The 12,807-nt window shown below is 46.1% G+C and carries 14 protein-coding genes and 1 pseudogene; 14 read left to right on the top strand and 1 reads right to left on the bottom strand.

What is annotated here, in order from left to right; all coding sequences use genetic code 11:
* Nucleotides 1–18: 18 nt before the first annotated feature.
* The 14 genes and pseudogenes from pyrH to lpxB all read left to right on the top strand — a co-directional run bounded on the left by pyrH (nucleotide 19) and on the right by lpxB (nucleotide 12,614).
* On the top strand, nucleotides 19–735 hold the full coding sequence (pyrH, locus tag JCM23214_RS20375; RefSeq protein WP_037493487.1) for a UMP kinase: 717 nt from the start codon (nucleotides 19–21) through the stop codon (nucleotides 733–735).
* A gap of 71 nt (nucleotides 736–806) precedes the next feature.
* Entirely contained in the window at nucleotides 807–1,364 is a 558-nt protein-coding gene (frr, locus tag JCM23214_RS11100) for a ribosome recycling factor (protein ID WP_025899004.1), read from the top strand.
* Nucleotides 1,365–1,367: 3 nt separating this feature from the next.
* Entirely contained in the window at nucleotides 1,368–2,102 is a 735-nt protein-coding gene (gene uppS / locus JCM23214_RS11095; protein WP_025899003.1) for an undecaprenyl pyrophosphate synthase, read from the top strand.
* On the top strand, nucleotides 2,095–2,910 hold the full coding sequence (locus JCM23214_RS11090; RefSeq protein ID WP_025899002.1) for a phosphatidate cytidylyltransferase: 816 nt from the start codon (nucleotides 2,095–2,097) through the stop codon (nucleotides 2,908–2,910). The genes uppS and JCM23214_RS11090 overlap by 8 nt, the downstream gene beginning before the upstream one ends.
* Nucleotides 2,911–2,956: 46 nt before the next feature.
* Nucleotides 2,957–4,118 (top strand): annotated as a pseudogene (dxr, locus tag JCM23214_RS20370) (1-deoxy-D-xylulose-5-phosphate reductoisomerase).
* A 31-nt stretch (nucleotides 4,119–4,149) separates the two neighbouring features.
* On the top strand, nucleotides 4,150–4,977 hold the full coding sequence (rseP, locus tag JCM23214_RS20365; RefSeq protein WP_148301847.1) for an RIP metalloprotease RseP: 828 nt from the start codon (nucleotides 4,150–4,152) through the stop codon (nucleotides 4,975–4,977).
* Nucleotides 4,978–5,065: 88 nt separating this feature from the next.
* On the top strand, nucleotides 5,066–5,305 hold the full coding sequence (locus tag JCM23214_RS26000; protein WP_148301846.1) for a site-2 protease family protein: 240 nt from the start codon (nucleotides 5,066–5,068) through the stop codon (nucleotides 5,303–5,305).
* A 60-nt stretch (nucleotides 5,306–5,365) separates the two neighbouring features.
* The gene (gene bamA, locus JCM23214_RS11075; RefSeq protein WP_025899001.1) at nucleotides 5,366–7,648 is read left to right on the top strand and encodes an outer membrane protein assembly factor BamA; all 2,283 of its coding nucleotides are present in this window, start codon (nucleotides 5,366–5,368) and stop codon (nucleotides 7,646–7,648) included.
* A gap of 17 nt (nucleotides 7,649–7,665) precedes the next feature.
* Complete coding sequence (locus JCM23214_RS11070) at nucleotides 7,666–8,226, top strand: OmpH/Skp family outer membrane protein (RefSeq protein ID WP_025899000.1); 561 nt, start codon at nucleotides 7,666–7,668, stop codon at nucleotides 8,224–8,226.
* Entirely contained in the window at nucleotides 8,226–9,251 is a 1,026-nt protein-coding gene (gene lpxD / locus JCM23214_RS11065; protein WP_025898999.1) for a UDP-3-O-(3-hydroxymyristoyl)glucosamine N-acyltransferase, read from the top strand. Before JCM23214_RS11070 ends, lpxD begins: the two co-directional genes overlap by 1 nt.
* Entirely contained in the window at nucleotides 9,251–9,715 is a 465-nt protein-coding gene (fabZ, locus tag JCM23214_RS11060) for a 3-hydroxyacyl-ACP dehydratase FabZ (protein ID WP_025898998.1), read from the top strand. The genes lpxD and fabZ overlap by 1 nt, the downstream gene beginning before the upstream one ends.
* A gap of 97 nt (nucleotides 9,716–9,812) precedes the next feature.
* Complete coding sequence (lpxA, locus tag JCM23214_RS11055) at nucleotides 9,813–10,598, top strand: acyl-ACP--UDP-N-acetylglucosamine O-acyltransferase (RefSeq protein ID WP_025898997.1); 786 nt, start codon at nucleotides 9,813–9,815, stop codon at nucleotides 10,596–10,598.
* Nucleotides 10,576–11,433, top strand: a complete 858-nt coding sequence (locus JCM23214_RS11050) for an LpxI family protein (protein WP_025898996.1) — start codon at nucleotides 10,576–10,578, stop codon at nucleotides 11,431–11,433. The genes lpxA and JCM23214_RS11050 overlap by 23 nt, the downstream gene beginning before the upstream one ends.
* On the top strand, nucleotides 11,430–12,614 hold the full coding sequence (gene lpxB, locus JCM23214_RS11045; RefSeq protein ID WP_025898995.1) for a lipid-A-disaccharide synthase: 1,185 nt from the start codon (nucleotides 11,430–11,432) through the stop codon (nucleotides 12,612–12,614). Before JCM23214_RS11050 ends, lpxB begins: the two co-directional genes overlap by 4 nt.
* On the opposite strand, the gene JCM23214_RS11040 is transcribed toward lpxB, so the two are convergent.
* Nucleotides 12,607–12,804, bottom strand: a complete 198-nt coding sequence (locus tag JCM23214_RS11040; protein WP_025898994.1) for a hypothetical protein — start codon at nucleotides 12,802–12,804, stop codon at nucleotides 12,607–12,609. The genes lpxB and JCM23214_RS11040 overlap by 8 nt on opposite strands.
* Between the last annotated feature and the right edge of the window lie 3 nt (nucleotides 12,805–12,807).

Below are 12,807 nucleotides of genomic sequence, written 5' to 3'. Positions count from 1 at the left end.
TATTTGATCGGTGAAAAAATGTCTTCTGACCCAAAATATAAACGTGTCCTTCTGAAATGTTCTGGTGAAGCGTTGCTGGGTAATCAGCAATACGGGATTGATGTTGAAACCGCGACACGTATTGCGAAAGACATCAAGGTTGTGCATGAAATGGGGGTGGAAGTCTGTATCGTAGTGGGCGGCGGCAACATCTTTCGGGGTGTATCAGGAACCGCACAGGGTATGGATCAGGCTAATGCTGATTACATGGGCATGATGGCGACTGTTATGAATGCGTTGGCCCTGCAGCATGCCATTGAAAAAGAAGATATGGATAGCCGCGTACTTTCGGCAATTCCCATGTCTTCGGTTTGTGAACCCTATATTCGCCGTCGTGCGGAACGCCATTTGGAAAAAGGGCGTATTGTTATTTTTGCAGCGGGCACTGGAAATCCGTTTTTCACAACTGACACTGCCGCTGCGTTAAGAGCTGCAGAGATGAAATGTGATGCGCTGCTCAAGGGGACCAATGTTGATGGTGTCTATGATAAAGACCCTGCCAAACATGATGATGCAACCCGTTTTGAGACACTGACCCATCTGGATGTTATATCAAAAGACTTGAAAGTGATGGATGCAGCGGCTATTTCTCTCGCTCGTGAAAATAACATTCCCATTTTAGTGTTTTCTATTCATGAAAAAGGCGCAATTGCCAGTGTAATTGAAAAAGAAGGCCGCTTTACAGAAGTAATCTAGACCGATATCGGGTATAGACATTAAAAAGTGAATAAAAATCGGGATACAGTTATCCATCAGGAGGTAGAAGAATGCCAGCACCAGATTTGAAAGACCTAGAAAAGCGGATGTCGGGAGCTCTTGACGCGTTGAAACATGAATTTGGTGGTCTTCGTACGGGGCGCGCACATATTAGTTTGCTTGAGCCTGTAACGGTTGACTCATACGGTGCAGAAATGCCGCTAAATCAGGTCGGAACCGTTAGTGCCCCTGAGCCGCGCATGCTGGCAGTTGCTGTTTGGGATAAAAGCAACGTTAGCGCCGTTGAGAAAGGCATTCGGAATTCTGGATTGGGTCTGAACCCCGTTGTGGACGGAATGACTGTTCGTGTCCCTATTCCGGAACTGACCGAAGAGCGACGCGTGGATTTGACAAAGGTTGCAAGTGGCTATGCGGAGCAGGCGAAAATCGCGATCCGCAATGTTCGTCGTCATGGAATTGATGACGCCAAGGCTGCGGAAAAAGAAGGTGATTTTTCCAAGGATGACGTGAAAAAAGCGGAAGATGATATTCAGAAGCTGACAGATACATATGTTAAAAAAGTTGATGAAATGTTGGCGGAAAAACAACAGGAAATCATGCAGGTTTGATGAATGGGGATTGTTGATAAAAACGATCTGACGCCTGCGGGGCTCAAGCATATTGCCATCATTATGGATGGTAATGGTCGCTGGGCTAATAAGCGCTCGCTTAGTCGTCTCAAAGGACATGAGCAGGGCGCAAAAGCGGTGAGGGAAGCCATAAAAGGATGCGGGGAACTTGGCATTCCTTTTTTGACATTATTCGCATTTTCCTCTGAAAACTGGAAACGCCCAGAAGAAGAAGTCAATCATTTGATGGGTCTTTTTCGATATTTCATTAACAGGGAATTGGATACCCTTGCTTCATCAGGTGTGAAGGTCAATTTTATTGGCGATATCAATGCGTTGCCAGATGATATTCAAAAATTGGCTGAGCTTGCAAAATCGAAAACGGCCATGAATACTGATTTGGTGCTGACAGTGGCCTTGAGTTATGGCGGTCAGCATGAAATCGTTCGCGCAACTCAGAAACTGGCCAAATTGGCTGCTTCAGGTGAGCTGTCGCCGGCTGATATTGATGAAAAACTCTTTGCTTCCATGTTGGATACAGATGGATTGCCTGATCCGGATTTCATATTGCGCACCAGTGGTGAGAAGCGGTTAAGCAATTTTCTTCTTTGGCAATCAGCCTATTCAGAACTGATTTTTCAGGATGTTCTCTGGCCCGATTTTGATCGCGCCTGTCTTGAAGAAGCGATTATAGAGTATCAAAGCCGCAATCGGCGTTTCGGGGCAGTCAGTGTCTGAAGCTGAGAGTAAATTCACATCCTTGCAGTTGCGCGTTATGTCGGCTGTTGTTTTGGCGCCAATTGCTGTTGGTGCCGTTTATCTAGGCGGCGTATATTTTTACCTGTTTATGGCCATCGCAACGGCAGCAATGGCTTATGAATGGTGTCACACCTCCTTTCGTAATAATAAGCAAAGCTATGTTTTTCTTGTGGCTTTGTGGCTTTTGTTTGCGATTTTCCTGAATTTTGAAGGGTATACTGCCTATGCGTTCATCAGTCTGCTTTTGTGTGCGGGTGGACTGATTGCGCTCTCTTGGTTTCGTCGCGAAGAGCGTGAATGGAAGGGTGCCTTTTTAGGCCCGCTATATATTGGAATTCCAGTTCTCTCGCTTCTTTTAATTCGCGAAGATGAAACTGCCGGTATTCTGAATACGCTTACATTGTTTTTTATTGTATGGGCCACTGATACGGGGGCTTATTTTGCAGGACGTGCTATTGGTGGTCCTAAGATTGCGCCATCAATTAGTCCTAATAAAACCTGGGCAGGCTTGATTGGCGGAATGATCTGCGCTGCTCTGGTTCTTATTGCAATGAACCATTCGCTCCTCACATGGCAGATCACACCAGTATTGGCAATAATGCTGGGTATGGCATTTGCTGTTCTCGCTCAGATTGGTGACTTTTTTGAATCTGGTTGGAAACGATATTTTGATGTGAAGGATGCGAGCAATCTGATCCCCGGACATGGGGGTGTTCTTGATCGTTTGGATGGTGTTTTGTTCGTGGCTCCCGCCCTATATCTTCTATTACGAATGATTGAGGGATAAGATGTCCAGTCAGATGGGAGTTCAGAAAAAAGTCAGCTTGCCACTTATGGTCCCAAGGAAAGTCAGTATATTTGGCTCAACCGGATCTGTCGGGTGTAATACGGTTTCATTGATTGAGCAAAACCTCTCTCATTTTGTTGTTGATACCCTTACCGCCAATACAAATGTGCAGGAACTGGCAGCGCAGGCCATTCGGTTGAATGCAGCGCATGCAGTCATTGCGGACGAACAGAAGTATTCTGAACTGAAAGCTCTTTTGGCTGGAACTCAAATCGAAGCCTCAGCCGGTGATGACGGCCTCATTCAGGCGGCTGAGCGTCCCGTTGACTGGGTGATGGCGTCCATTATCGGTGCTGCAGGGCTCAAGCCTGCCCTTGCCGCAATTCAGTCGGGTGCGACTGTCGCGCTTGCAAACAAGGAAGCTCTTGTATGTGCAGGTGACTTGATGATGAGGCAAGTCAAGGAACATGGCGCGACTTTGCTTCCAGTAGATAGCGAACATAACGCAATTTTTCAGGTGTTGGACACACGACAAGTCGAAAAAGTTGAGCGCATTATCCTGACAGCATCAGGTGGGCCGTTTCGTGATTTTTCTGTCCAAAAGATGCGATCAGTAACGAGAGAGCAGGCACTGGCGCACCCAAATTGGGATATGGGCGCAAAAATCTCCATTGACAGCGCGACAATGATGAATAAGGGCCTCGAATTTATCGAAGCGTTTCATCTTTTTCCTGTTGAGGCTGAGCAGATTGAGATACTGGTGCATCCACAGTCGATTATTCACAGTATGGTCGAATATAAAGACGGCTCCATTTTGGCGCAGCTGGCTCTGCGACATGCGAATTCCTATCTCATATGCGTTGGGTTGGCCGGAACGGCATCCATTTTCGTCTGAGCGGCTGGATTTCGCCAAACTGGGCCAGTTTACTTTTGAAGCCCCGGATCACGAGAGATTTCCGGCTCTCAGGATTGCAACGGATGCATTGGCTTCTGGTAAATCGGCGCCAGCGATCTTAAATGCTGCCAATGAAGAAGCGGTTCGCGGCTTTTTAATGAATAAAATAGGTTTTCTTGATATAATTCATGTCGTTGAAACAGTCTTGGAGCGCTCTGATTTTGTTGAGCTTAGCTCTATCGATGATGTTATTGATCAAGATACCGAAGCTCGCGTTCTTGCGCGGGAAATTCTTGCGTCACTGACACGCTAATTTGGATTAAAATCAGGTGGGAATAGAGTAAATGGACTTGCTGGCTGAAAACTGGATTTATCTTCCGGCTTTTGTCGTTGTTATTACGGTTCTCGTGTTCGTGCATGAGTACGGACATTATAAAATTGCCAGATTATGCGGCGTTAAAGTGGACGTGTTTTCCATTGGCTTTGGTAAGGAGCTGTTTGGCTGGTATGACAAGAATGGCTGTCGCTGGCGAATTAGTGCCATTCCTTTTGGTGGCTATGTTAAATTCTTTGGGGACGCTGGTGTTGCCAGTAATGCCCGGGAGGAAGACGAACTCAATGCCCTGTCTGCAGAAGAGAAAGCTGTCTCTTTTCATCACAAAAAATTGTGGCAACGCGCTGCTGTGGTCTTTGCGGGGCCAGCGGCAAACTATCTTTTCGCCATAGTTGCTCTGTGCATTTTGTATCTGACACTTGGCCAGGCGCATACCCCGGCTGTTGTAAATGAAATCGTACCGCAAAGTGCCGCGGAGGAGGCCGGGCTTCTTCCGGGCGATCGAATTACCGCTCTTGATGGTGAAGAAATTTCCAGCTTTGAAGAGTTGCGTCAGAAAGTCGTTGTGGGCCTTGATGAGCCAATTCTGCTGGATGTCAATCGCGGGGGAGAATTGCTTGAGCTGACAATCACGCCAAAGGTTGTCGAGTTTAAAGATGGTAGCGGAAATGTTCAGAAAATTGGGCAAATCGGTATTCGCTCTACTCAACGGGAATTTCGGGAACATGGATTGGGTAGTGCTCTTATAAGCGCAGCAGATCAGACCTGGTTTGTAACAACGGCGACCCTGAAAGGCGCATGGCAAATGATCACAGCGCCCGCGACTCCACCGAATTAAGCGGTCCCTTGGGCATCATCAAAATGTCCGGCGATGCAGCAAGAGAGGGGACGATCTGTTTGGCAATTTCCTTTCTTTGTTTAACTTCATGATTTTCGTTTCGATCAGTCTCGGTTTGATCAATCTGTTTCCGATCCCAATGCTGGATGGCGGACATTTACTCTTTTATGCTCTCGAGGCTGTTCGGGGGAAACCACTTGGTGAAAAATCAATGGAATATGGTTTCCGTATTGGACTAACGCTCGTATTGATGCTAATGGTTTTTGCAACGTGGAATGACCTGAATAAACCTTGGATAAAAGACTTCTTCACTGGTATTTTTTCCTGATAAGCTGGTTTTGGTAACCCACACCTACTAATACAAAAAGTCCTATCGGGGGGATTTAAATTGCGCGTTGTCATTTTTGTTTGTTTGCTTGCAATGATGGTCGCCAATGTTGGTGCGGGTAACCTAGGCAGTGCTCAGGCACAGAGTTCAAATGTCATCACAGAAATTCAGGTAGAAGGCAATCGCCGTATTGAGGCGGCAACAGTTAAGTCCTACCTTTTATTTGACGTGGGCTCTCCCTATGATCGATCCCGAATTGATAAATCCCTGAAGGCCCTGTTTAACACGGGTCTTTTCGCTGACGTTACCATCCGGCGCAGTGGCAGCGGTGTCGTTGTGTCCGTGGTTGAAAACCCGATTATTAACCGACTGGCTTTTGAGGGAAACCTGCGAATTGCCGATGAGACTTTGTCCGCTGAGGTGCAACTGCGTCCTCGTGTTGTCTATACACGGGCGAGAGTGCAAAATGACGTCCAACGCATTATCACCGTGTATCGTCGAAGCGGACGCTTTGCCGCCATTGTGGAACCTAAAGTCATTCAACTCCCTGAAAATCGGGTGGATCTTGTTTTTGAGATTAATGAAGGTGAAGAGACTGGTATTCACAAAATCCGGTTTATTGGCAATCAGGTGTTTTCGGATTCCAGATTGCTGAGCCAGATTTCAACGACAGAATCCCGTTGGTATAACTTTCTCTCTGATGGGGACACCTACGATCCCGATCGTCTCACATATGATCGGGAGTTGCTCCGGAAATATTACTTAAGTAAGGGTTACGCGGATTTCCGAGTTGTATCAGCGATTGCGGAGCTAACTCCAGACCGGGATGGTTTCTATATCACCTTCGCCTTGGATGAGGGAAAAAGATATAATTTTGGTGAAATTGGCGTTACCAGCGAAATTAAAGATCTTCAGCCTGAAAAAATACGTCAGTTGCTCACAACTTTCGAAGGTGAAGTCTATAACGCGGATAAAATTGAAGAAAGCATACAGACCATCACCTTTGAACTCGGTAAATTGGGTTACGCGTTTGTAAATGTAAGGCCTCGGATAAAACGTAATCCAGATGATCTGACGATCGCTGTTAATTATGAAATCAATAAAGGTGATCGCGTATATGTTGAGCGTATAAATATTACCGGTAATGTTAGAACTCTTGATCATGTGATTAGAAGAGAGTTTAAGCTTGTCGAGGGAGATGCATTTAATACAGCTTTGTTGCGGCGGTCTCAATCACGCGTTAGATCCCTAAATTTCTTTGAAAAAGTTGAGGTCACGCAGGATGAAGGAAGTACTCCTGACAGAACTGTAATCAATGTTGATGTTCAGGAAAAATCAACAGGAGAGCTAAGTGTAGGTGCTGGCTTCTCTACTCAGGACTCGGTTTCTGCTGACTTGCAGATAAGAGAGCGAAATCTTTTGGGTAAGGGGCAGGATTTGCGCTTCAAAATTTCATTGGGCGCGGAACGGCAGCAAATAGATCTGGGATTTACTGAACCCTATTTTATGGACAAGGATTTAAGCGCAGGTTTCGATATTTTTAGCATAACTGATGACCGACAGGACGAATCTGGTTATGATTTGCAGCGACTGGGTCTTACACTCCGTTCAAGTTTCCCGATCACTAACCATGTGTCAGGCCGCGTTGCCTATTCAATCGTTGATGAGGAAATTAGCGACGTGGACTCAGATGCGTCTTCAGTTATTCAACGCTCAGAAGGCAGAGAGCTCACATCAGGAGTCTCATATAAAATAATAGTGAATTATCTGGATGATAATCTACTGCCCACCGAAGGTTACAAGTATTCGGTCGGACAAACCTTCAATGGTCTCGGTGGCGATGTATATGGGATATCGAATGAAGCTGACATAATCTATTTTATGCCCGTTTATGAAAAAGATGTTGTCCTCAGTGTCGGCGCGGAAGCTGGTTACGTGTTTGGATTGGGTGAAGATGTTGGTATCAATCAACGCTTTAATTTAGGTGGCAACTCATTCCGCGGTTTTGAGAAATCTGGTATCGGCCCCCGCGACTCTGCTACTTCCGATGCACTAGGTGGTAATATGTATCTGGTGGGTAAAGCCGAGGTCCGTTTCCCAATGGGCTTTCCAGAAGAATTCGGATTATTGGGTAGAACTTTTGTGAATGTGGGTACACTGACCGACATCGATGATAATGACTCAGAGATCGTGGATGACAGTTCCATTAGGGCTTCAGCCGGATTTGGTGTAAACTGGACGTCACCTTTTGGGCCTTTACAGGTTAATATTTCATATCCTTTCCTTAAGGAGGATTATGATAAAGACGAAGTTTTCCAGCTTGAGTTTGGAACGAGATTTTAGGATTAGAACCTCTCAGTATGTATACTTTCAGAATTTTTACCTCAGTCTTTACGGTGCTTTTCACATTATTTGCGACGACAGCTTTCTCTCAGGAAGCTCAACGGATCGCAATTCTGGATCTTGGCGCCGTGCTGGTGAAATCTACTGCGATGCAGGATATAGACAGGCAATTCAAAAAACATGAGGACGAATTCAAGGCCCTCACTGAAAAAAGAGATAGAGAATTTCGTGAAGAACGCCGTAAGCTTGATGAACAACGGGCGATTATTTCACCTGATCAATATCGCGAGAAAGCCAAACAACTAAACGATAAGGGTGTTGGCTATAGAAACGATTTTAACAATAAACTTAGGCAACTGGTCAGTAGTCGATCTGCTGCAATTAGAAAAATTGAAAAAGCGATGGAGCCGATTGTGTCTGACGTTGCCAATTCAGTTGGCGCAACTATGATTGTTGAAAAAAAGAAAATTCTTTTTGGGGCAAAAAACCTCAATATTTCTGAAATGGTGAGTGAAAAGCTGAATAAAAAACTCCCCAAACTCAAGCTTGAACTTGTTCCTCTGACCCAATCAAACTAATGGCAGACTCCAGTTTTTTTACCAATACGGGCCCATATTCCTTGCAGGAACTGGCAAAAGTATGCGGCGCTGAACTGACAAACACTGATTTCGCTGATTTGATGATCATAGATGTCAGTCCATTGGATGTCGCAGATAGCGGTCATATCAGCTTTTTAAGTAACCCAAAATATACGGAACAGTTTTCGAAGACCAATGCAAGCGCCTGTATCGTCTCTAAAGAGGCGGCCGCATTGGCACCAGACAATATGGCTATACTAGTCGCCAATGATCCCTATAAGGCCTACGCGAGGGTTGCTGCCCATTTTTACCCACCAGTTGCATCAGATGGGCAGGTCCATCCAACGGCAGTTATTCATGAAACAGCCCGTTTGGGTGAAAATGTGAGCGTAGGCGCCTACACGGTGATCGATGAAGGCGTCCGAATAGGCCGTGACACGATTATCGGCGCGCATTGCCATCTGGAAAAGAATGTCAAAATTGGGCGGAACTGCCAAATTAACTCTCAAACATCCCTAAAGGCTTGTCATCTTGGGGATAATGTAACCCTTCATAACGGCGTACGCATTGGCTGTGACGGTTTTGGTTTCGCACCCGATCCTGCAGGGCATGTTAAAATCCCACAACTGGGTAGAGTTATTATTGGCAGCTTTGTTGAAATTGGTGCCAACACCACAGTTGATCGCGGTGCCGGTCCCGATACCATTATCGGAGATGGATGTTGGATCGATAATTTGTGCCAGATAGGCCATAACGTCAAAATGGGACGGGGCTGTATATTAGCCTCTCAAACAGGTATCTCAGGCAGTACAGAGCTTGAGGATTTTGTCGTTTTGGGTGGTCAGGTAGGACTTGCCGGTCATATCAAGATTGGCACAGGAACACAGGTTACTGCCAAGTCGGGAGTTATTTCCGACATCCCGGCAGGACAGGTTTATGCAGGTTTCCCAGCGCGACCGCGCAAAGAGTTTTTTAGATCAATGGCGGTACTGGGACGACTGGCAAAAGGAAAAGGACGTAAATAATGGCTGAAAATTCGAACACTGAAACCGTTGAAGGCGTAGATATCATTGAGATCCTTGATATGCTTCCCCACCGTTATCCGTTGCTTTTGGTGGATCGTGTCAAAGATATCGTCATTGATGAAAGTGCAACTGGTATTAAAAACGTTACCATGAATGAGCCGCAGTTTCAGGGTCATTTTCCGAATAGACCGATTATGCCTGGCGTCATGATCGTGGAGGCTATGGCCCAAACTGCCGCGGTTCTTGTGATTAAAACTCTGGATTCTGCTGGTACGGACAAACATGTTCTGTTCATGTCAATTGATAACGCCCGCTTCCGTAAACCTGTAACGCCAGGTGATCAAATGCATATTAAAGTCAAAAAACAGCAACAACGTGGTCCGGTCTGGAAATTTTCAGGGATCGTTGAAGTCGATGGCAAGAAAGTCGCAGAAGCTGATTTTGCCGCTATGATCACAGACTGAATTTGCATCTGGAAACCCCCTGTAACAATGCGTGATTTGTCACGAGTGCAGGGAATTGGTAGCAATAGGCCATTGTAGGTTTTGAAAGCTGGTATTAATGTCGAATATCCATCCAAGCGCCGTCGTTGAAGAGGGTGCTCAAATACACTCAGATGCAATCATTGGTCCCTTTTGCGTGGTTGAGCGGGGCGTTAGCATTGGTGCCGGAACGGAATTGAAATCCCATGTGGCTCTTGCTGGTAAAACCACAATCGGTGAAAACTGCACCATATTTCCTTTTGCATCCATCGGTCACGCGCCGCAGGACCTCAAGTTTCATGGAGAAGACAGTGAGGTTATAATTGGTGATCGCTGTGTCATTCGCGAACATGCCACAATCAATCCTGGCACTGAGGGCGGAGGTCTGCTCACCAAAATCGGAAATGACTGTCTGATCATGATTGGCGCTCATGTGGCCCATGACTGTTTGATTGGCAATAATGTTATTCTGGTTAATAATGCGACATTGGGCGGTCATGTGACCTTGGAAGATTTCGCAATTATCGGGGGTCTTTCTGCGGTACATCAATTCGTTCGAATTGGGGCGCACGCGATGGTTGGCGGTGCATCTGGTGTTGAAACAGACATAATTCCCTTTGGCTCTGCGACAGGCAACAGGGCCATTCTGGCAGGACTTAACCTGACGGGTATGAAACGCCGCAATTTTCCGCGCGAAGAAATTCATGCACTTCGAAATGCGTATAAAGAGCTGTTTTCTGAAGAGGGAACCTTTCAGGAGCGGACAGCAGATGTTTCCAGAAAATATGAAAACTCGAAAGTTGTTCAGCAGGTCATTAAATTCATAAATGATGAGACGAAACGTGGCTTCTGCCAACCTCAATGAACCGGCTTTTAAAAAAATAGGTTTGATTGCGGGACGCGGCAATCTGCCCGTAGAACTTGTTGCCAGATTTGATCAAACGGGGCAGCCGTTCAGGTTACTGCTTGTTGAGGGCGAAGCCTCACCGAACGATTTTTCAGCATATGATCATGATGTTGTACCCATTACGAAAATTGGTCAATTTCTGAGACTACTCAAGAAACATGAATGCACGCATGTGATGATGGCCGGGCCGGTTAATAGGCCAAACTTTAAAAATATTTTCCCGGATAAGGATGGCTTTCGACTTCTTCGTAAAATAGGAACCTCTTTTAGCAAAGGTGATGATGGACTTTTAAGGGCCATCACTGAATTTGTTGAAAAAGAAGGTTTCAAAATCGTTGGTGCACACGAATTTGATACCGCTTTGACAAGTCAACTGGGCACACTTGGGAAAGTTGAACCAACAGAAGAGCAAAGAGAAGATATCGTCCATGGAATTCGCGTGGCCAAAGCGCTTGGACAATACGATATCGGGCAAGCAGTTGTCGTTCGATCAGGCTATGTTCTTGCTGTTGAAGCGGCTGAAGGCACAAGCCGGATGATAGAACGGTGCGGTGATTTTAAATGGGATAACCAGCCGGCAGGTGTTCTTGTGAAAATGGCAAAAACAGATCAGGAACTCAGGGTCGATATGCCCGCGATCGGCGCTCTAACGGTTCAATCAGTTGCCCAAGCCGGTTTATGTGGCATTGCCATTGAGGCTGAAAAGACCTTGTTAATCAATCGCGATGAAATTATCAGCGAAGCGGATCGCCTCGGTATTTTCGTGGAGGCCTTCTCGGAACCACAGCAATGACACCAGAAAATGGCAAGCAGAAACCCTTGAAAATATTTCTGGTCGCCGGAGAACCTTCCGGTGACGTACTTGGTGCAAGGCTGATGCAAGGGTTGAAGGAAGAGTTCAGCAATCGTGAAATCGAATTTTATGGTGTCTGTGGTCCTTTGATGCAAGCACAGGGCATGAACAGCCTATTTGCAATGGATGAGCTGACCGTTATGGGGGTGGCGGAGGTTGTCCCGCAGATACCAAATTTATTGCGACGAATTAAACAGACAGCCGAGTTTGCAATTCAGGTTCAACCTGATGCTTTTATCACTATTGATGCGCCGGATTTCAGTTTCCGTGTCGCCAAAAAACTGACAGATCAGAAATTTTCTAAAATTCACTATGTTGCGCCCTCTGTTTGGGCGTGGAGAGCGGGGCGAGCCCAAAAACTCGCTTCATTGTATGATCGGGTTCTGACACTTTTACCTTTTGAGCTTAAGTTTTTTGAAGATGCAGGAATGAAAGCGGACTTTGTCGGACATTCCATCATTGAAAGTGGTGCAGGCGAGGGGAGCTCTGATCGTTTCATTGAAAACTATAATTGCGATCCGAATAAACCACTTGTTATGGTGTTACCGGGAAGCCGGCGGAGCGAAGTCAGTCGACATCTCGATATTTTCAAACAAACACTGGAGCGACTGTCTGAAAGCTTGCCTAAGCTACAAATTGTTATTCCTGTGGTTGGAAAATCTGCGGTTATTGTAAAAGAAGCTACTGTTTCATGGCCGTTCAAGACAATTCTTGTAACGGATCAGCAGGATAAATACGATGCGATGGCAGCAAGCGATGTTGCACTCGCTGCTTCGGGAACCGTCGGTTTGGAACTTGCACTGGCGAAACTTCCTTCAGTGATTGCCTATAAAATGCATCCAATCACGGCGTTTCTGGCGAAACGACTGATAAAGCTCGACTATGTTAATCTCGTAAACATTCTTCAAGATGAACAGGTCGTGCCGGAGTTATTGCTTGAAAATTGTGTGCCTGAAAAACTGGCCCCGGCTCTTTTGGATCTATTGCAGAGTGAAGACGCTAGAGAGAAGCAGATTTCTGGCTATGCGAAAGCTGCCGCACAGTTGAGTTGCTCTGATATCGCGCCGGGCCGTGCTGCGGCGCAGGCTGTCAGACGGGAAATTGAAAGCGTTTCTAACTAAGCCACCAAGCGGCTGCAAAAAAAGCAATTCCTGCAAGCGGCAATAGGATTTTCGCTGATTTTTTAAGGGTGTAGAAAAGCGGCGCCCTGTTGTCATTCGCCGCTTTAAGCAGGAGCTTGCGTGAGCGCTCGCTTCCTTCTGCAGAAACAGAAGGGTTTACAGTTTTGGCTGTAACTTGCGAGCGACTCATATG

The organism is Sneathiella glossodoripedis JCM 23214, from assembly GCF_000616095.1.
GTDB lineage: Bacteria > Pseudomonadota > Alphaproteobacteria > Sneathiellales > Sneathiellaceae > Sneathiella > Sneathiella glossodoripedis.
The sequence above is the reverse complement of the archived record's forward strand: the minus strand, read 5'-3'. Positions and strand labels throughout refer to the sequence as shown.

Coding starts and splice junctions, on each gene's coding strand:
- lpxA (WP_025898997.1), top strand. CDS start 9,813: ATGTCGAATATCCATCCAAGCGCCGTCGTTGAAGAGGGTGCTCAAATA.
- fabZ (WP_025898998.1), top strand. CDS start 9,251: ATGGCTGAAAATTCGAACACTGAAACCGTTGAAGGCGTAGATATCATT.
- JCM23214_RS26000 (WP_148301846.1), top strand. CDS start 5,066: ATGATTTTCGTTTCGATCAGTCTCGGTTTGATCAATCTGTTTCCGATC.
- pyrH (WP_037493487.1), top strand. CDS start 19: ATGTCTTCTGACCCAAAATATAAACGTGTCCTTCTGAAATGTTCTGGT.
- uppS (WP_025899003.1), top strand. CDS start 1,368: ATGGGGATTGTTGATAAAAACGATCTGACGCCTGCGGGGCTCAAGCAT.
- JCM23214_RS11070 (WP_025899000.1), top strand. CDS start 7,666: ATGTATACTTTCAGAATTTTTACCTCAGTCTTTACGGTGCTTTTCACA.
- frr (WP_025899004.1), top strand. CDS start 807: ATGCCAGCACCAGATTTGAAAGACCTAGAAAAGCGGATGTCGGGAGCT.
- JCM23214_RS11040 (WP_025898994.1), bottom strand. CDS start 12,804: ATGAGTCGCTCGCAAGTTACAGCCAAAACTGTAAACCCTTCTGTTTCT.
- rseP (WP_148301847.1), top strand. CDS start 4,150: ATGGACTTGCTGGCTGAAAACTGGATTTATCTTCCGGCTTTTGTCGTT.
- lpxB (WP_025898995.1), top strand. CDS start 11,430: ATGACACCAGAAAATGGCAAGCAGAAACCCTTGAAAATATTTCTGGTC.
- lpxD (WP_025898999.1), top strand. CDS start 8,226: ATGGCAGACTCCAGTTTTTTTACCAATACGGGCCCATATTCCTTGCAG.